The organism is Paracoccus actinidiae, assembly GCF_030863885.1.
In the GTDB taxonomy this organism is placed as follows: domain Bacteria; phylum Pseudomonadota; class Alphaproteobacteria; order Rhodobacterales; family Rhodobacteraceae; genus Paracoccus; species Paracoccus everestensis.
Genome location: NZ_CP132956.1, coordinates 2,539,710 through 2,556,020, shown reverse-complemented (window position 1 = coordinate 2,556,020; position 16,311 = coordinate 2,539,710). Strand labels below are relative to the sequence as shown.

Annotated in this window: 18 protein-coding genes, 1 tRNA gene and 1 other RNA gene; 15 read left to right on the top strand and 5 right to left on the bottom strand. The window is 64.3% G+C overall.

Annotated features, from left to right (window positions below; translation table 11 throughout):
- Positions 1–52 precede the first annotated feature (52 nt).
- Positions 53–407, top strand: a transfer-messenger RNA (tmRNA) gene (ssrA, locus tag Q5701_RS12755).
- 141 nt (positions 408–548) lie between these two features.
- Positions 549–1,016 (top strand): SspB family protein, encoded by a 468-nt coding sequence (locus Q5701_RS12750; protein ID WP_234855489.1) that lies wholly within the window; start codon positions 549–551, stop codon positions 1,014–1,016.
- A gap of 235 nt (positions 1,017–1,251) precedes the next feature.
- Here Q5701_RS12750 and Q5701_RS12745 read toward each other — a convergent pair whose 3' ends face one another.
- A complete protein-coding gene (locus Q5701_RS12745; protein WP_306751366.1) occupies positions 1,252–2,847 on the bottom strand; it encodes a peptide chain release factor 3 in 1,596 nt (531 codons plus the stop codon).
- A 76-nt stretch (positions 2,848–2,923) separates the two neighbouring features.
- Positions 2,924–2,998, bottom strand: a tRNA-Thr gene (locus Q5701_RS12740).
- Between the two features lie 132 nt (positions 2,999–3,130).
- Here Q5701_RS12740 and Q5701_RS12735 point away from each other — a divergent pair.
- The 6 genes from Q5701_RS12735 (at position 3,131) to Q5701_RS12710 (ending at position 7,405) form a co-directional block, all read left to right on the top strand.
- Positions 3,131–3,295, top strand: a complete 165-nt coding sequence (locus tag Q5701_RS12735) for a hypothetical protein (protein WP_234855487.1) — start codon at positions 3,131–3,133, stop codon at positions 3,293–3,295.
- Complete coding sequence (gene murA / locus Q5701_RS12730; RefSeq protein ID WP_306751365.1) at positions 3,296–4,564, top strand: UDP-N-acetylglucosamine 1-carboxyvinyltransferase; 1,269 nt, start codon at positions 3,296–3,298, stop codon at positions 4,562–4,564. It begins immediately after the preceding gene.
- 3 nt (positions 4,565–4,567) lie between these two features.
- Positions 4,568–5,059 carry a DUF2948 family protein gene (locus Q5701_RS12725; RefSeq protein ID WP_234855485.1) on the top strand — a complete coding sequence of 164 codons (492 nt, stop codon included), beginning with the start codon at positions 4,568–4,570 and terminating at the stop codon, positions 5,057–5,059.
- A gap of 71 nt (positions 5,060–5,130) precedes the next feature.
- Positions 5,131–6,444 (top strand): histidinol dehydrogenase, encoded by a 1,314-nt coding sequence (gene hisD, locus Q5701_RS12720; protein WP_306751364.1) that lies wholly within the window; start codon positions 5,131–5,133, stop codon positions 6,442–6,444.
- A complete protein-coding gene (locus tag Q5701_RS12715) occupies positions 6,441–6,920 on the top strand; it encodes a UPF0262 family protein (protein WP_234855483.1) in 480 nt (159 codons plus the stop codon). The genes hisD and Q5701_RS12715 overlap by 4 nt, the downstream gene beginning before the upstream one ends.
- Before the next feature lie 2 nt (positions 6,921–6,922).
- Complete coding sequence (locus Q5701_RS12710) at positions 6,923–7,405, top strand: arsenate-mycothiol transferase ArsC (protein WP_234855482.1); 483 nt, start codon at positions 6,923–6,925, stop codon at positions 7,403–7,405.
- A gap of 69 nt (positions 7,406–7,474) precedes the next feature.
- On the opposite strand, the gene Q5701_RS12705 is transcribed toward Q5701_RS12710, so the two are convergent.
- A complete protein-coding gene (locus Q5701_RS12705) occupies positions 7,475–7,702 on the bottom strand; it encodes a DUF1127 domain-containing protein (RefSeq protein WP_234855481.1) in 228 nt (75 codons plus the stop codon).
- Between the two features lie 137 nt (positions 7,703–7,839).
- Here Q5701_RS12705 and Q5701_RS12700 point away from each other — a divergent pair, with 137 nt between their 5' ends.
- Complete coding sequence (locus Q5701_RS12700; RefSeq protein WP_234855480.1) at positions 7,840–8,706, top strand: LysR family transcriptional regulator; 867 nt, start codon at positions 7,840–7,842, stop codon at positions 8,704–8,706.
- Positions 8,707–8,745: 39 nt separating this feature from the next.
- On the opposite strand, the gene Q5701_RS12695 is transcribed toward Q5701_RS12700, so the two are convergent.
- On the bottom strand, positions 8,746–9,561 hold the full coding sequence (locus Q5701_RS12695) for an NF038132 family protein (protein WP_306751363.1): 816 nt from the start codon (positions 9,559–9,561) through the stop codon (positions 8,746–8,748).
- Positions 9,562–9,789: 228 nt separating this feature from the next.
- Between Q5701_RS12695 and trpA the strand changes: the two genes are divergently transcribed.
- From trpA to recR, 6 genes are all read left to right on the top strand, one after another.
- On the top strand, positions 9,790–10,587 hold the full coding sequence (gene trpA, locus Q5701_RS12690; RefSeq protein ID WP_306751361.1) for a tryptophan synthase subunit alpha: 798 nt from the start codon (positions 9,790–9,792) through the stop codon (positions 10,585–10,587).
- Positions 10,587–11,084, top strand: coding sequence for a GNAT family N-acetyltransferase (locus Q5701_RS12685; RefSeq protein ID WP_306751360.1), 498 nt, complete (start codon positions 10,587–10,589; stop codon positions 11,082–11,084). The genes trpA and Q5701_RS12685 overlap by 1 nt, the downstream gene beginning before the upstream one ends.
- A gap of 59 nt (positions 11,085–11,143) precedes the next feature.
- A complete protein-coding gene (locus Q5701_RS12680; RefSeq protein WP_306751358.1) occupies positions 11,144–11,875 on the top strand; it encodes a molecular chaperone DjiA in 732 nt (243 codons plus the stop codon).
- A gap of 66 nt (positions 11,876–11,941) precedes the next feature.
- Entirely contained in the window at positions 11,942–13,714 is a 1,773-nt protein-coding gene (locus tag Q5701_RS12675) for a DNA polymerase III subunit gamma/tau (protein WP_306751357.1), read from the top strand.
- Positions 13,715–13,717: 3 nt separating this feature from the next.
- Positions 13,718–14,062, top strand: coding sequence for a YbaB/EbfC family nucleoid-associated protein (locus Q5701_RS12670; RefSeq protein WP_234855474.1), 345 nt, complete (start codon positions 13,718–13,720; stop codon positions 14,060–14,062).
- A gap of 3 nt (positions 14,063–14,065) precedes the next feature.
- Positions 14,066–14,665: a recombination mediator RecR gene (gene recR, locus Q5701_RS12665; protein WP_306751356.1), complete on the top strand. Its 600-nt coding sequence runs from the start codon at positions 14,066–14,068 to the stop codon at positions 14,663–14,665.
- Here recR and Q5701_RS12660 read toward each other — a convergent pair.
- A complete protein-coding gene (locus tag Q5701_RS12660) occupies positions 14,662–16,245 on the bottom strand; it encodes a lysine--tRNA ligase (RefSeq protein WP_306751355.1) in 1,584 nt (527 codons plus the stop codon). The genes recR and Q5701_RS12660 overlap by 4 nt on opposite strands.
- Positions 16,246–16,311 lie beyond the last annotated feature (66 nt).

Genomic DNA, 16,311 nt, shown 5'->3' with positions numbered 1-16,311 from the left:
TCATCTCCTTGGTTTGGACCGGACGAACGGCGCGCGGCGCGCGAGGTTCCAAGGGCTTGCGGGCGGGATGGCGCGCCCCTATATTGCCCTTGTCCGGTGCAAGCCGGGCTATGGACATAAACGCGCATGTAATAAGCGGATCGGACCCGGGGGCGGTACCCGGCGACTCCACCAGATCACCCTCGTTGGGGGACAATGGGGTCGAAACAGGATCGACGAACGTCTAAAGATGTTTGCTTTGTCTCGGTGAGCTACCACCGTTATCGGTGCGAAATGTACAGTTGCCAACGACAACCGTGCTCCGGTTGCTCTGGCTGCGTAAGCAGTTCGAGTGATCGAAACCTAAGCCCTTGCGCCTAGCAGCGTAAGGCGGGGCCCGCAGGAGCCTGGCAACAGAATCCTGCACTTTCATCCCCTTATCCTTTCGGCTTTCTGGCGCGTTGTATGCCTCGGATCGGGCTGGGCCGGTTTCTTGCCCAAGCGTCCGCCGCCCCCCTTTTCATCGTCGGTCATATGCCTATGCTGGCCGAAATTCGAAGGGGACGGGCATGGCGCGATCGGGAATCGACTATGGCGGGATGATGCATCGCGCGATGCAGGGGCTGATCGCGGATGTGCTGGAACGCGTGGCGGAACACGGTCTGCCCGGCGAGCATCATTTTTTCATCACCTTCGACACGCGCGACGAAGGGGTCGAAATGGCCGACTGGCTGCGAGAGCGTTACCCCGAGGAAATGACCATCGTCATCCAGCACTGGTTCGACAACCTGACCGTCGATGACGAAGGCTTCACCGTCACCCTGAACTTCGGCAACTCGCCCGAACCGATGCGCATCCCCTTTGACGCATTGCGCACCTTCGTGGACCCTTCCGTGGAATTCGGCCTGCGTTTCGAGACGCAGGAATCCGAAGACGAGGATGAAGACGAAGACAGCAATGAGGACGGCGACGACAACCCTGACGGCGCGCCCAATGGCGGTGGCGAGGTCGTGCAGCTGGACCGGTGGCGGAAGTAGGGGGGCCGCTTCCCGGCTGGAATGATCCAGCGCGTTGTCATTGTCAGGAACCAAGGCGTCTCGAACTGGAAGTTGGCGGAACATTTCTTTGGTTCGAAAATCCACCGCGTGCGAACTCTGAATAGGGATCTACACCCTCGATGTCCTCTGTGCGCTTAAGGACGTAAGCGGCACTTTCGCGCCGCATCCGTCAAATCGGATGCAGCAATACAAGCGTTGAAAGCGCCGCCCTGCCTTAGACCATCATCTCTTTCGTTGCCGTCAACCGCAGTTCCGGGTGATCGCGCGCCACGCGGTCGATGTCCCATTGCAGCCGGGTCAGATAGACCATGTCGCCGTCGTGGTCCTGGGCGATGTGGCCCTTGTTGTTGTTCACGAAAGCCTCGACCTTGTCGCGGGGGCCTGCGACCCAGCGGGCGGATGTGAACTGCGAGCCTTCGAAGCGGACGGGGATGCCGTATTCGATCTCGATCCGGCTGGCCAGAACCTCAAACTGCAGGGCGCCCACGACGCCGACGATAAAGCCCGAGCCGATCATCGGCTTGAAGACCTTGGCCGCGCCTTCCTCGGCGAATTGCATCAGCGCCTTTTCCAGGTGCTTGGCCTTCATCGGATCGGTGGCGCGCACCGATTGCAGCAGTTCGGGCGCGAAGGACGGGATGCCGGTAAAGCGCAGCCCCTCGCCTTCCGTCAGCGCGTCGCCAATGCGTAACTGGCCGTGGTTCGGGATGCCGATGATGTCGCCCGCCCAGGCTTCCTCGGCCAGTTCGCGGTCGGCGGCCAGGAACAGCACCGGGTTGGTCACCGCCATCGGTTTTTTCGACCGCACATGGGTCAGCTTCATGCCGCGTTCGAAATGACCCGATGCCAGGCGCACGAAGGCCACCCGGTCCCGGTGCTTGGGATCCATGTTGGCCTGGACCTTGAAGACAAAGCCGGTGACCGACTTTTCCTCGGGCGCGATCTCGCGGTCGGCACTGTTCTGCGGCTGCGGCTGGGGACCGAATTCTCCGATGCCGACCATCAACTCCTTCACGCCGAAGCTGTTGATCGCGCTGCCGAACCAGATCGGCGTCATGTGCCCTTCCAGGAAGGACTTGCGGTCGAAGGCGGGCAGCAGTTCGCGCGCCATCTCGACCTCCTCGCGCAGCTTCGCAAGCTGGTCTGCGGGGATATGCTCAGCCAGCTTTGGATCGTCCAACCCGCTGATCTTGATCGAGTCGGCGACGCGGTTGCGGTCGGCGCGGTCCATGAGTTCCAGCCGGTCATGCAGCAGATCGTAGCAGCCCAGAAAATCGCGGCCCGACCCGATGGGCCAGCTTGCAGGCGCCACGTCGATGGCCAGGTTTTCCTGGATCTCGTCGATAATCTCGAAGGTGTCGCGGCTTTCGCGGTCCATCTTGTTGCAGAAGGTCAGGATCGGCAGGTCGCGCATCCGGCAGACCTCGAACAGCTTGCGGGTCTGCGATTCGACGCCCTTGGCCCCGTCGATGACCATGATCGCCGCGTCCACGGCAGTCAGGGTGCGATAGGTGTCCTCGGAAAAGTCGCTGTGGCCCGGCGTATCGACCAGGTTGAAGCGATAGCGGTCGAAATCGAAGGACATCGCCGACGCGCTGACCGAGATGCCCCGGTCCTGTTCCATCTTCATGAAGTCCGACCGCGTGCGCCGCGCCTCGCCCTTGGCGCGCACCTGCCCGGCCATCTGGATCGCCCCGCCGAACAGCAGGAACTTTTCGGTCAGCGTGGTCTTGCCGGCATCCGGGTGCGCGATGATCGCAAAGGTGCGGCGGCGGGCGATTTCGGGGGGAAGATCGGGGCGGTTTGTCATGGGCGGCCTGTAGCCTGCGAAACCGAAATGCGCAATCGCCAAGGCTTTGGCGTCATGGTGCAGGCGTTCTGGAAGATGGTGCTGTGAGAGAGGATTGAACTCTCGACCTCACCCTTACCAAGGGTGTGCTCTACCACTGAGCTACCACAGCATCGTGGAGGGGCGTTTAGACAATGCCGCCGCCCCGCGCAAGGGGGATCGGCGAAAAATCCGCGCACGCCCGCACCGTCGCCCGCATGGGCTTTGCTGGACTGTTGCTGCTTCCGGCGATAACAGGTTTCGGATGAGCGACCGCCCGGACGACAAGAAGAAGCAAGACAACCGCGAGGAAAGGCTGCGCGCCGCCTTGCGGGCCAATCTGCAACGGCGCAAGGCGCAAGCGCGCGCCCGTGCCACGCAGGACGGCGACGGGCAACAGGACAGTGACACAGGCAAGGACGACGAATAAATGGACCAGATCATTGTTCGCGGGAACGGCCCGCTTCAGGGGGAAATTCCCATTGCCGGGGCCAAGAACGCCTGCCTGACGCTGATGCCTGCGACCTTGCTGACCGATCAGCCTTTGACGCTGACCAATGCGCCGCGCCTTTCCGACATCCGCACCATGACCGCACTGCTGCAATCCCTGGGGGCCGAAGTTGCCAGCCTGCAGGATGGCCAGGTTCTGGCGCTGTCCAGCCATGCCCTGACCAGCCATCGGGCGGATTACGACATCGTGCGCAAGATGCGCGCCTCCATCCTGGTGCTGGGACCGATGCTGGCCCGCGACGGCCGGGCCGAGGTGTCGTTGCCGGGCGGCTGCGCCATCGGCGCGCGTCCGGTGGATCTGCATCTGAAGGCGTTCGAGGCCATGGGCGCGGAACTGGACCTGCGCGACGGTTATGTCCATGCCAAGGCGCCTGCGGGCGGGTTGCGGGGGGCCGTGGTGGATTTCCCCATCGTTTCGGTCGGGGCCACGGAAAATGCGCTGATGGCGGCGACATTGGCACGCGGCACCACGGTCCTGAAGAACGCCGCCCGCGAACCCGAGATTGTCGATCTGGCCCGCTGCCTGCGCGCCATGGGCGCCCAGATCGAAGGCGAGGGCACCAGCACCATCACCATCCAGGGCGTCGATGCCCTGCACGGCGCGACCCATCCTGTCGTCACCGACCGGATCGAGCTTGGAACCTATATGCTGGCGCCAGCCATTTGCGGGGGCGAGGTCGAGTGCCTGGGTGGCCGGATCGAACTGCTTTCTGCCTTTTGCGAAAAGCTGGACGAGGCGGGGATCAGCGTCACGGAAACCGCCCGCGGACTCAGGGTCGGCCGCAGGAACGGCATCCGCGCCGTCAACGTCACGACCGAACCCTTTCCCGGCTTCCCCACCGATCTTCAGGCCCAGTTCATGGCCCTGATGTGCGTGGCCGAGGGCACCAGCGTGCTGGAGGAGACGATCTTCGAGAACCGTTTCATGCACGCCCCGGAACTGACCCGCATGGGCGCGCGGATCGAGGTCCATGGCGGGCACGCCACCGTGAGCGGCGTGGACAGCCTGCGCGGCGCGCCCGTGATGGCGACCGACCTGCGTGCATCCGTCAGCCTGATCCTGGCGGGGCTTGCCGCCGAAGGCCAGACCACCGTCAGCCGGGTTTATCATCTGGATCGGGGCTATGAACACGTTGTGCGCAAGCTGCGCGGCGTTGGCGCCCAGATCGAACGCGTGAAAGAGGAGTAAGCCATGGCCCCCGAAACCCGGACCGCCGACGCCCGTTTCGCCGATGCCGATCCAGCCCCCTTGGCCCTGATGGCCGAGGATGAACAGGATCTGCGCATCCTTTCGGCGCTGTTACAGGACGCCATCCTGCCCGCCTCGGAAATGTCCTATGACCACCGGGGGCGTTCGCTTGCCTTGCTGCTGAACCGTTTTCGCTGGGAAGATGCGGAACAGGCCGCAGCCGAGGGGCGCGATTACGAACGCGTCCGGTCGGTCCTGCTGATCCGCGACGTGCAGCGCGTGCTGTCCGACGGAATCAGCCGGGATGCCGATACGGTCCTGGAACTGCTGACGATGGCTTGGCAACCCGGAACGGATGGGACCGGACGTCTGCTGCTGGAGTTCGCGGGCGATGGCACCCTGGCGACCGAGGTTGAATGCATCAATGTCGAACTGCGCGACGTGACGCGGCCTTATCGCGCAGTCTCGGGCAAGGCGCCGGTTCATCCTGACTGAACGGGCAACCGTCGCCCGCTTGAGCCGGGCTGGTCTTGCCGCTAACAAGACGTGATTGCAGAGGATAGATCATGCCGGTCACGTTGAACACATCGAATGCCGATTTCGAAACGCGCTTTGGCGACCTGCTGTCCGCCAAGCGCGAGGATTCGACCGATGTGAACGATGTCGTCGCCGCAATCATCAAGGATGTGCGGCAGCGCGGCGATACGGCGCTGTGCGAACTGACAAGCCGCTTTGACCGGCTGGACCTGACGCCCGACCGCCTGCGCTTTTCGGCGTCCGAGATTGAAGCCCAGGTGGCTCATGTCACGCCCCAGGATCGCGCCGCTCTGACGCTGGCCGCCGAACGCATCCGCGCCTATCACGCCCGCCAGATGCCCGAGGATGCAAGCTGGACCGACCCCGAGGGGGCGACCCTGGGTTGGCGGTGGACGCCCGTATCGGCAGCGGGACTGTATGTGCCGGGGGGTCAGGCGGCCTATCCGTCGTCGGTCCTGATGAACGCGATCCCCGCGCGAGTGGCGGGGGTCGAACGGCTGGTGATCTGCGTGCCGACGCCGGGGGGGCACATCAATCCGCTGGTGCTGCTGGCCGCGCAACTGTCGAGCGTCACCGAAATCTATCGCATCGGGGGGGCGCAGGCGATTGCCGCCATGGCCTATGGGACCGATACCCTTGCGCCCGTGGACAAGATCACCGGGCCAGGCAATGCCTATGTCGCCGCCGCCAAGCGCCAGGTCTTTGGCCGCGTCGGCATCGACATGATCGCCGGGCCGTCCGAAGTGCTGGTGATTGCCGAAGGCGACCAGCATCCCGATTGGCTGGCGCTGGACCTGCTGGCGCAGGCCGAACACGACGCGGATGCGCAGTCGATCCTGATCACCACCGATCCGGCCTTGGGTCATGCGGTCGCAGGCGCGGTGGACCGCATCCTGCCCACCCTGCCCCGCGCAGCCATTGCAGGGGCAAGCTGGCGCGACTATGGCACCATCATCGTTGTCCGCGACCTGGACGAGGCCGCCGCCCTGTCGAACCGCATCGCCCCCGAGCATCTGGAACTGTGCGTGGACGACCCTGAAGTCCTTGCTGCGAAATGCGTCCATGCCGGCGCCATCTTCCTGGGCGCCCACACGCCCGAGGCGGTGGGCGATTACGTCAGCGGCCCGAACCATGTCCTGCCGACGGCGCGTTCGGCGCGGTTTTCCTCGGGCTTGTCGGTGATGGATTTCCTCAAGCGCACGACGATGGCACGGCTGACGCCCGGCGCCCTGAACGCCGTGGGCCATGCCGCAATGCGGCTGGCGGCCTCGGAAGGGTTGCAGGCCCATGGCGAATCCATTCGCGTGCGGCTGGACCTTTTGAACGAAAGGGCGCCGGAATGAGCCGGATCATCCATATCCAGATCAACGACTCCGAGGCCCCGCCCGCCACGCCTGAAATGGAACAGGAACGCCGCGTCGCGATCTTCGACCTGATCGAGGATAACAGCTTTGCCGTTCCAGGCCGTGACGGCCTGGCGGCGCCGCAAGGTCCGTTCCGTCTGGAACTGTGCATCCGCGAACGCCGCCTGGTGTTCGACGTGGCCGCCGAAGGGGGCGACAAGGTGGCCGAGTTCCACCTGTCGCTTGGCCCTTTCCGGCAGGTCACAAAGGATTACTTCCAGATCTGCCAAAGCTATTTCGATGCGGTCAAGCGCCTGCCGCCTGCCCAGATCGAGGCGATCGACATGGCGCGGCGCGGCATCCATAACGAAGGGGCGCGGACCTTGCAGGAACGGCTGGAAGGCAAGGCTGAACTGGACATCGACACCGCCCGGCGCCTGTTCACCCTGATCTGCGCCCTGGTACCCCAGGGCTGACGATGACGCAGAACAGGATTCCCGCCTCGGTTTTGTTCTGCTGCGACCATAATTCCATTCGCTCGCCTATTGCCGAAGGCATGATGAAGAAATTCTATGGCCGCGCCGCCTATGTCCAGTCGGCGGGGGTCAAGAACGACATGGAAGTGGACGGGTTTGCCATCGCCGTCTGCGACGAGATCGGCGTGAAGATCGAAAACCACCGCAGCCGCAGCTTTGACGAGATGAAGGACTGGGGCGATGACCTGGGCGGGTTCGACCTGATCGTGGCCCTGTCCCCCGCCAGCCAGCGGCAGGCCCTGGAATTGACCCGTGTGTTTCACCTGGACGTGGAATATTGGCCGATCATGGACCCCACCGGCCTGGCCGAAGGGCGCGAGGCCAAGCTCGCCGCCTATCGCCAGACCCGCGACCAGATCCAGGCACGCATGACCGACCGGTTCGGTCCGCCCACCCTGCCCGACGATGGGGACGCGGCGTCCTGATCCATGAAAAAGCCGCGCCGATCCTGCAAGGGGACGGCGCGGCAGTGTGGCAATCCTGACGGGGTAATATCAGCGACGCCAGTTGGCAGGCACGTCCCAGATGGGGCGCGCGATCTCTTCCGCGACTTGGTCGCGGGTCAGGCCGATGTCGCGCAGTTGATCATCGCTTAGATGCGCAAGATCGGTGCGCGAACGGCGCAGGCTCAGCAGGGTCAGGATACGCTTGCCCAGTGACGGGCGCGCAGAAAGGCCGAGCCCGGCAACTATGGGAAGCGAAGCGGCTGTCTTGAAGGACATCGTTCGTCTCCGGTGATGAAATGCATCAATCTGTGTGATGCTAGATTGCTTTCGAATTTCCGTGATTGATAAATAGCGCTCTTTGTCGTATCTTTGAAACGAATGTTATTGATCACTTGCATCAGGAAAATCGAACGATGCGCAATCTTGATATCGCGACTCTACGGTCGCTTCAGGCAGTGGCTGAGTACGGCGCCGTCACCCGCGCGGCCGAGGCGCTGAACATGACGCAAAGCGCCCTGTCCATGCAGATCAAGCGCCTGGACGACCTGTTCGGGGAATCGATGCTGCAAAAGCAGGGCCGCGGCGTGGTGCTGACCGATTTCGCGACCGAACTGCTGATAGAGGCGCGCAAGCTGGTCGCCCTGAACGACGCCATTCTGTCCCGCTTTACCGGTCAACGCCCCGAGGCACGGCTGCGCGTGGGCCTGACCAGCGACTGGTTGTTCACCAAGGTTGCCCAGGCCGTGCGGGCCTTTCGCCAGGCCAATCCGCGCGTCGAGTTGGTCATCAACGACGGTCGCAGCAAGGATCTGCGCCACCAGATGAAGCGCGGCGAACATGACGTGATCCTGACCACGGAGTTCGAAACGCCACCCGGCGCGATCCATCTGTCCAAGGTGGACCTTGCCTGGTTCGGCGCCGTCGGCGGCACCGCCTGGGAACAGCGCCCCTTGCCATTGGCCAATTCACCGCATTGCGCATACTATCCTGTCGGGCTGTCATCCCTGGACCGGGCGGGCATCGAATGGGTGCAGGCGGTGGCCGATGGAGGCAGCGATACCTGGCGGGTCAGCGCCGCAGCCGACCTGGGCATCACGATCTTGCCGCGCGGCATCGCCCAGGCAGGGCTGGAGCCTGTGGAGCACGGCGGCGCCCTGCCTCCCCTGCCGCCGACCTGGCTGAACGTCTATGTGGCCGACGGCCCGGCACGGCGCGAGGCGACCGAGTTCGCAGGCTACCTTCGACGGGCCGTCTGCGAAGTGGCCGCGATGGCGGCATGAACATGGCTGACCCGCATGGCGCGGATCAGCCGGCTTTGCTTAGGCCTTGGCCTTCTGGCGGCGGCGCAGGACACCCAGGCCCCCGACCCCCGCGCCCAGCAGCAGCGCACTGGCAGGCAGCGGAACAGCGGCGGGATCGACCGGCGGGGTGATGATCACGTCGCCGATCTTGGCCCCGGCAAAAGCCATGCCGCTGTCAAAAAGGGTATCACTCCAGTTGGTGACACCGAACTGAAGCGTATAGCTGCCTGCTGCTGCAACCGTATAGGTCGACTTGACCCATCCGGTCGCGCCGCAGCCCTCGCCCACGCCATTATAGCAAGTACCGCTGCTGGCTCCCAGGACATCCCAGACCGTCGCGCCGTCATTGATGTCAACGTTCGAGGGATCCAGGGTGGCTGCAGGGGCCGGCATTCCAAAGCCCGGAACACTGGACCCGGAAGGCGTTGTCCGTGCCGTGAACAGCAGGGCAACCTCATCGCTGGTTGCGGCATCCAGAAGCCTGGACCAGCCGTAATCAGCAAAGCCGGATCCGTCACTGGTCACATAATTGAAGTAGAACTCAAGCACGTCGCCCGCAGCCGCCGTGAATGCCGCAGTGATGACATTGCTGCCGTTCGTGGGGTTACCGTTGCCACCGACGCCGGGCAGCGAACCGCCGTCCGTTACGCCTTGGTCTGTAGAAACATAATAATACCCCGGCCCCTGTGCGGGCGGCGCCGAAACAACGCCGTTCGGGTCGCCGGTGCCGGCGTTGCCCACGGCCGTCCAGCCGGACGGAAGCGTGGCAGCCTGCGCCCCGAAGGCCAGCATGGCGGTCATGGCCGCCGATGCAAGAAGGGTTCTGCTGATCATCAAAAAACTCCACTATTGAAAGGATCATCGCAACATCCGTTGCCTATGAACAAATAGCAGCTTTTTCCATAACGGAAAATTTATTCTTTAGTCTAAAGCCACTATCAATTTCTAGGTGCCGGATCAGGCTGTCGCTCTACCCGGAATTGAGGCTTCAAACGCCTTGGCAGGCCACTTGATCCCGCTGCCGAACTGGGACACACAGATCGCGCTCGCAGGAGGATGACCATGACCCGGATCGACGATACCTTTCAGCGCCTTCAGGCCCAGGGGCGCAAGGCCTTCGTGACCTATATCATGGCATCCGATCCCGACGACGCCACTATGCTGGACATCATGCGCGGCCTGCCCGGCGCGGGCGTGGACATCATTGAACTGGGGATGCCCTTTACCGATCCGATGGCCGATGGACCGACCATCCAGGCGGCGGGGCAGCGGGCGCTTGCGGCAGGTGGCAGCGTGACGCGCACGCTCGAAATCCTGCGCGAGTTCCGCAAAACCGACAACAGCACGCCGGTGGTGCTGATGGGATACTACAATCCGATCTATGCCCGCCCCGGCGGCGTCGAAACCTTTTTGTCCGAGGCGAAGGCAGCAGGCGTGGACGGCTTGATCGTCGTCGACCTGCCGCCCGAGGAGGATGCCGAACTGTGCATTCCCGCCACCCGCGTCGGCCTGAACTTCATCCGCCTGGCCACCCCCACCACCGACGACCGGCGCCTGCCTACGGTGGTGAAGAACACCTCGGGCTTTGTTTACTATGTCAGCGTCACCGGCATCACCGGCGGCCCCGCCGCCAACGCCGCCGAGGTCGCCCCCGAGGTCGCGCGCATCCGGGTCGCCGCAAACCTGCCCGTCGTGGTGGGCTTTGGCATCTCGACCCCCGATGCGGCGGAACAGATTGCAAGCGTCGCGGATGGCTGCGTGGTGGGCAGTGCCATCGTCAAAAAGATCGGCGAAGGCCGCCCGGTACCCGAGATCCTGGATTTCGTGCGCGACCTTGCCGCAGGGGCGCATCGAGGCTGATGATCCGTCTTCGCGATGCCATGCCCGACGACGTGCCAGCCATTGCGCGGATCTGGAACCCGATCATCCGCGATACGGTCATCACCCTCTGGCCGACCGAACGCACGGATGCGGAAATCGCTGCGCTGATCCGCGACCGGCAGGCCATGGGCCACCCCTTCACTGTGGCCGAGGATGCGGGCCAAGTCCTGGGCTTTGCGACCTATGGTCAGTTCCGCACTGGCGGCGGCTATGCGCGCAGCATGGAACATACGATCCATCTGGCGCCTGACGCGCGGGGCCGCGGCACCGGCCATCTGCTGCTGAAAGCCCTGGAAGACGATGCCCGCGCCGCTGGACACCGCCTTTTGATCGGCGGCATTACGGCATCCAACGCAGGATCGCTGCGCTTCCACCTCCGCGCGGGCTATGCCGAATGGGGCCGCATCCCTTGTGCCGGCTGGAAATTCGGCGCATTCCACGACCTTGTGCTGATGGGCAAGGAGCTGGCGGGCTGATAAGCGGGCGCGACACCCTGCCTCTACCCTTGCCGCCCGTTAGCGGATAGCCTGCCATCATGGACACGCGCACGACCAACACTCCCTGCCCCTGCTTGCCAAAGCCTCGCAGCTTCTGGCAGCGCATTGGCGACCGGCTGGCAGCCATGCGGGGCAGCCGAAGGGCCGCGATCCCGCCCGAGCGGTCCGTGGCCTTTACCATCGCCGTGATCGCGCTTGGCGCCAAGCTGGCGAAATCGGACGGCACCGTGGGCCGGGCCGAGGTCGCGGCCTTTCGCCGCGTCTTCATCATCCCCCGGTCCGAGGAAAAGAACGCCGCCCGCGTCTTTGATCTGGCACGGCAGGACGTGGCGGGCTTTGACGCCTGGGCGCGGCGCATTGCCGCCATGTTCCCGCCGGGCGATCCCGTCCTGGCCGACGTGATCGAAGGGTTGTGCATCATCGCGGTCGCCGATGGCGGGATGCATGAAAACGAGATCCTGTTCATAGACGAGGTCGGCCGGATTTTCGGCCTGTCTGCCGAACGCGTGGCCGCGATCCGCCTGCGTCACGATCGCCAGTCGGATTGCCCGCCCTGCGACGTGCTGGGCATCCCCCTGGACACCCCCCTGCCGGAGGCGCGCAAGCGGTTCCGGTCGCTGATCCTAGAATCCCATCCCGACCGGGCCATCGCGCGCGGCTTGCCGCCCGAGGCCGTGCGCCTGGCCGAAGCCCGCACCCGCCGCCTGAACGAGGCCTGGGAAAAGTTCCGCCAGATGCGCCGCGGCTCGGTTCCCCATCCTGCCGAGTGACCCCTGGCCCTTGCCGCGCAAGGAGCCAGCGACTAGGTTCGCCCTGACCCTCTGACGGACCCCAAGATGCCCCAAGACGCAGCGCCTGCCTATCAGGTTCTGGCTCGCAAGTACCGGCCCGAAACCTTTGCCGACCTGGTCGGCCAGGATGCGATGGTGCGCACGCTGAAGAACGCCTTTGCCGCCGACCGGATCGCGCAGGCTTTTGTGATGACGGGCATCCGGGGTACCGGCAAGACCACCACGGCGCGAATCATCGCCAAGGGCATGAACTGCGTCGGTCCCGACGGCCAGGGTGGTCCCACCACCGAACCCTGCGGGGTCTGCGAACATTGCGTGGCGATCAGCGAAGGCCGCCATGTCGACGTGCTGGAAATGGACGCCGCATCGCGCACAGGTGTTGGCGATATCCGTGAGATCATCGAAAGCGTGCATTACCGCGCGGCTTCTGCACGGTACAAGATCTATATCATCGACGAAGTTCATATGCTGTCCACCAATGCCTTCAACGCACTGTTGAAGACGCTGGAAGAACCGCCACCCCATGTGAAATTCATCTTTGCGACAACGGAAATACGCAAGGTTCCGGTCACGGTCCTGTCGCGCTGCCAGCGTTTCGACCTGCGCCGGATCGAGCCCGAGGTGATGATCGCCCTTCTGCGCCGCATCGCCGGCGCCGAGGGCGCGCAGATCACCGACGATGCCCTTGCGCTGATCACCCGTGCCGCCGAAGGCAGCGCCCGCGACGCGACCAGCCTGCTGGACCAGGCGATCAGCCACGGCGCGGGGGAAACCACCGCCGAACAGGTCCGCGCGATGCTGGGCCTTGCCGACCGGGGCCGCGTCATCGACCTGTTCGAGATGATCCTGCGCGGCGACGCGGCATCCGCCCTGACGGAACTGCAATCGCAATATGCCGATGGTGCCGACCCCATAGCCGTGCTGCGCGACCTGGCGGAAATCACCCACTGGATTTCCGTGGTAAAGATCACGCCCGACGCAGGCGAGGATCCGACCATCGCGCCCGACGAACGGGTACGCGGCAAGGAACTGGCCGACAAGCTGGCGATGCGGGTGCTGACACGGCTGTGGCAGATGTTGCTGAAAGCGCTGGAGGAGGTGTCTGCCGCCCCGAACGCGATGATGGCGGCTGAGATGGCGATCATCCGCCTGACCCATGTGGCCGACCTGCCCGACCCCGAGGCGCTGATCCGGCGCGTCCAACAGGCGCAGGCTGCGGGCGATTTCACGCGGTCTGCCGCCCCTGCGGCACCGTCGCAGGCGCCGCGCGCAGCGCGTCCCGCGCCGATCATCGCGCAGCGGTCGGGCGCGGCCACGGCGCTTGCGGTCAGCCCCGACGCCTTCGCGGCCTGGCCCGACTTTGCGTCCGTGATGGAGTTGATCCGCCGGATGGGCGATATGCTGCTGCTGGTTCAGGTGGAACGTCATGTCGGCCTGGTCCGCTACAGCCCCGGGCGGATCGAATTCGAGCCGCGCGGCGACGCCCCGCGCGATCTGGCGCAAAAACTGGCCGAACGCCTGCGCGGCTGGACGGGCGGGCAACGCTGGACCGTCACAGTCACGAACGAAGGCGGCGCGCCGACGATCGCCGAACAACAGGCGGCAGAGCAGCGGGAGCGCGAGGTCCGCGCCCTGCAACTGCCCATCGTGCAGCAGGTGCTTGCCGCCTTTCCGGGCGCGACGCTGAAGCAGGTGCGCCATTCGCCCGTCGCGGTCGAATCTGCCGATCTTGCCGAGGATGCGGTGAACCCGCACGAACTGACCCAAGGCCCCGTGGCCGAGGTCGAGGAATGGGATCCCTTTGAGGATGAGGAATAAGCGATGATCAAGGGCTTGGGCGGCTTTGGCGACATGGCCAAGATGATGAAGGCCGCAAAGGATATGCAGGACCGGATGCAGCAAATGCAGGCCAGCCTGGACACTATCACCGTGACGGGTGAATCCGGCGCGGGCCTAGTCCGCGCGACGGCCACTGCCAAGGGCGATCTGACGGCGTTGGAGATCGACCCGTCGATCTTCGTTCCATCCGAGAAAGAGGTGGTCGAGGATCTGATCCTGGCCGCCATCAAGGACGCGCAGCGCAAGGCGCAGGACAGGATGCAGGCCGAAATGGCCCGCATCACCCAGGACATGGGCCTGCCCGCCGACATGAAGCTGCCGTTCTGAACCATGGCTGAAGGCAGCGACGACATCCAGGCGCTTGTCGGGCTGATGGCGCGGCTGCCGGGGCTTGGCCCCCGGTCCGCCCGCCGCATCGTTCTGCACCTGATCCGCAAGCGCAGCGGGCAGATGTCGCAACTGGCGGGGCTTCTGGACCGGGTGGCGATCAATTCCCGCGAATGCGTCACCTGCGGCAACATCACCGACCGCGACGAATGCGCGATCTGCGCCGACCCCGCCCGCGCGACCGGAGAGATTTGCGTGGTGCAGGATGTCGCCGACCTGTGGGCGATGGAACGCGGCCGGGCCTTTGGCGGACGCTATCACGTCCTGGGCGGCACCTTGTCGGCCCTTGATGAAGTCGGCCCCGACGACCTGGGCATCCCCGCCCTGATCGACCGCGTGGACCGCGAGAAGATCCGCGAGGTGATCCTGGCGCTGAACGCCACCGTGGATGGCCAGACGACCGTGCATTACATCGCCGACGCCTTGGGCGATTCCGGCGCAGCCGTCACCGTTCTGGCGCAAGGCGTGCCCATTGGCGGGGAACTGGATTACCTCGACGACGGCACGATCAGCGCAGCGCTGCGCGCCCGGCGGCGGCTTTAAGCCGCCACCAATTCCCCCGTCAGGGCCTTTTCGATCAGCGCGCGTGTCTCGTCGATGCCATAGAGCGCGATGAACCCGCCAAAACGCGGTCCCTGGTCGGCCCCCAGGAGCACCTGGTACAACGCACTGAACCAATCCTTCAGCGGCTCGAATCCGTGGTCCTTGCCGATGGCGAAGACCAGGGATTGCAAGGCCTCGGCATCCGCCGGCTGGTTCCAGGCGGCCAGACGACCGGCCAGATCCTCCATGGCGCGGCGTTCGACGTCGCTGGGCGCGCGGAACTGGCGGGTCGGCGCCACGAAATCCGTGAAATAGCGCACCGCAAATCCCGCCGCCTGGTCCAGCCCCGGATGCGTTTCGGGCGAAGCGTCAGGTGCATAGCGGCGGATGAAACCCCACAAGCCGTCCTTGTCCTTGGCCCCCGCGACCGAGGCAAGGTTCAGCAGCATCTGAAACGGGACAACCATATCGGATGCAGGCACCTCGCCGCCGTGGATGTGCCAGACCGGGTTCGCAAGCTGCTGGTCCGGGTTCTGGTCAGAATAGGCGCGCAATTGCTGGTGGTATTCGTCCACGGCTTTCGGGATGACGTCGAAATACATCCGCTTGGCCGTCTTCGGCTTCTGATACATGAAATAGGACAGGCTTTCCGTCGCCGCATAGGTCAGCCATTCGTCGATGGACAGCCCGTTGCCCTTGGACTTGCTGATCTTCTGGCCGTCCTGATCCAGGAACAGTTCATAGGTGAAATGTTCCGGCTTGCGGCCGCCCAGGATCTCGCAGATGCCGTCATAGATCGGCGTGTTGGTCGAATGATCCTTGCCATACATCTCGAAATCGACATCCAGCGCGGCCCAACGGGCGCCGAAATCGGGCTTCCATTGCAGCTTCACCTGCCCGCCCGTGACCGGCAGGGTCAGTTCATGCCCGTCCTCGTCGTCAAAGGTGATGGTGCCGTTCTTGGCGTCCACGTGCTTGATCGGCACGTACAGCACCTTGCCGGTCTTCGGGCTGATCGGCAGGAAGCAGCTATAGGTCTGCTGGCGTTCCTCTCGCAGGCTGGCCAGCATCACCCCCATGATCGCGTCATAGCGTTCGGCCGCCAGCAGCAGCGTTTCGTCGAACTGGCCGGATTTATAGAATTCGGTCGCGCTGATGAATTCGTACTCAAACCCGAAGGTGTCCAGGAAACGGCGCAGCATGGCGTTGTTGTGGGCGCCGAAGCTGTCGTATTCGCCGAAGGGATCGGGCACGGTGGTCAGCGGTTCCTGCAAATGCTGGCGCAGCATATCCTGGTTCGGGACATTTTCGGGCACCTTGCGCATCCCGTCCATGTCGTCGGAAAAGCAGAACAGACGCGTGGGGATGTCGCTGATCATCTGGAACGCGCGGCGGATCATCGTCGTGCGCGCGACTTCGCCAAAGGTGCCGATATGCGGCAGGCCGGACGGTCCATAGCCCGTCTCGAACAGGACATAGCCCTTGGCGGGATCCTTCTTTTCGTAACGTTTCAGCACCCGGCGCGCCTCCTCGAACGGCCAGGCCTTCGATTGCATTGCGGCGTCGCGCAGGGTGGTCATCGCGTCTTCTCCTTTGGCAAGATATGACGCCTTATTGAAAGCAGGTTGAATCGTCAATAATTTGCG

What these genes read in the sequence shown, in the direction of transcription:
- Q5701_RS12750 (WP_234855489.1), top strand. Translation starts at nt 549, where the DNA reads ATGGCGCGATCGGGAATCGACTATGGCGGGATGATGCATCGCGCGATG.
- Q5701_RS12745 (WP_306751366.1), bottom strand. Translation starts at nt 2,847, where the DNA reads ATGACAAACCGCCCCGATCTTCCCCCCGAAATCGCCCGCCGCCGCACC.
- Q5701_RS12735 (WP_234855487.1), top strand. Translation starts at nt 3,131, where the DNA reads ATGAGCGACCGCCCGGACGACAAGAAGAAGCAAGACAACCGCGAGGAA.
- murA (WP_306751365.1), top strand. Translation starts at nt 3,296, where the DNA reads ATGGACCAGATCATTGTTCGCGGGAACGGCCCGCTTCAGGGGGAAATT.
- Q5701_RS12725 (WP_234855485.1), top strand. Translation starts at nt 4,568, where the DNA reads ATGGCCCCCGAAACCCGGACCGCCGACGCCCGTTTCGCCGATGCCGAT.
- hisD (WP_306751364.1), top strand. Translation starts at nt 5,131, where the DNA reads ATGCCGGTCACGTTGAACACATCGAATGCCGATTTCGAAACGCGCTTT.
- Q5701_RS12715 (WP_234855483.1), top strand. Translation starts at nt 6,441, where the DNA reads ATGAGCCGGATCATCCATATCCAGATCAACGACTCCGAGGCCCCGCCC.
- Q5701_RS12710 (WP_234855482.1), top strand. Translation starts at nt 6,923, where the DNA reads ATGACGCAGAACAGGATTCCCGCCTCGGTTTTGTTCTGCTGCGACCAT.
- Q5701_RS12705 (WP_234855481.1), bottom strand. Translation starts at nt 7,702, where the DNA reads ATGTCCTTCAAGACAGCCGCTTCGCTTCCCATAGTTGCCGGGCTCGGC.
- Q5701_RS12700 (WP_234855480.1), top strand. Translation starts at nt 7,840, where the DNA reads ATGCGCAATCTTGATATCGCGACTCTACGGTCGCTTCAGGCAGTGGCT.
- Q5701_RS12695 (WP_306751363.1), bottom strand. Translation starts at nt 9,561, where the DNA reads ATGATCAGCAGAACCCTTCTTGCATCGGCGGCCATGACCGCCATGCTG.
- trpA (WP_306751361.1), top strand. Translation starts at nt 9,790, where the DNA reads ATGACCCGGATCGACGATACCTTTCAGCGCCTTCAGGCCCAGGGGCGC.
- Q5701_RS12685 (WP_306751360.1), top strand. Translation starts at nt 10,587, where the DNA reads ATGATCCGTCTTCGCGATGCCATGCCCGACGACGTGCCAGCCATTGCG.
- Q5701_RS12680 (WP_306751358.1), top strand. Translation starts at nt 11,144, where the DNA reads ATGGACACGCGCACGACCAACACTCCCTGCCCCTGCTTGCCAAAGCCT.
- Q5701_RS12675 (WP_306751357.1), top strand. Translation starts at nt 11,942, where the DNA reads ATGCCCCAAGACGCAGCGCCTGCCTATCAGGTTCTGGCTCGCAAGTAC.
- Q5701_RS12670 (WP_234855474.1), top strand. Translation starts at nt 13,718, where the DNA reads ATGATCAAGGGCTTGGGCGGCTTTGGCGACATGGCCAAGATGATGAAG.
- recR (WP_306751356.1), top strand. Translation starts at nt 14,066, where the DNA reads ATGGCTGAAGGCAGCGACGACATCCAGGCGCTTGTCGGGCTGATGGCG.
- Q5701_RS12660 (WP_306751355.1), bottom strand. Translation starts at nt 16,245, where the DNA reads ATGACCACCCTGCGCGACGCCGCAATGCAATCGAAGGCCTGGCCGTTC.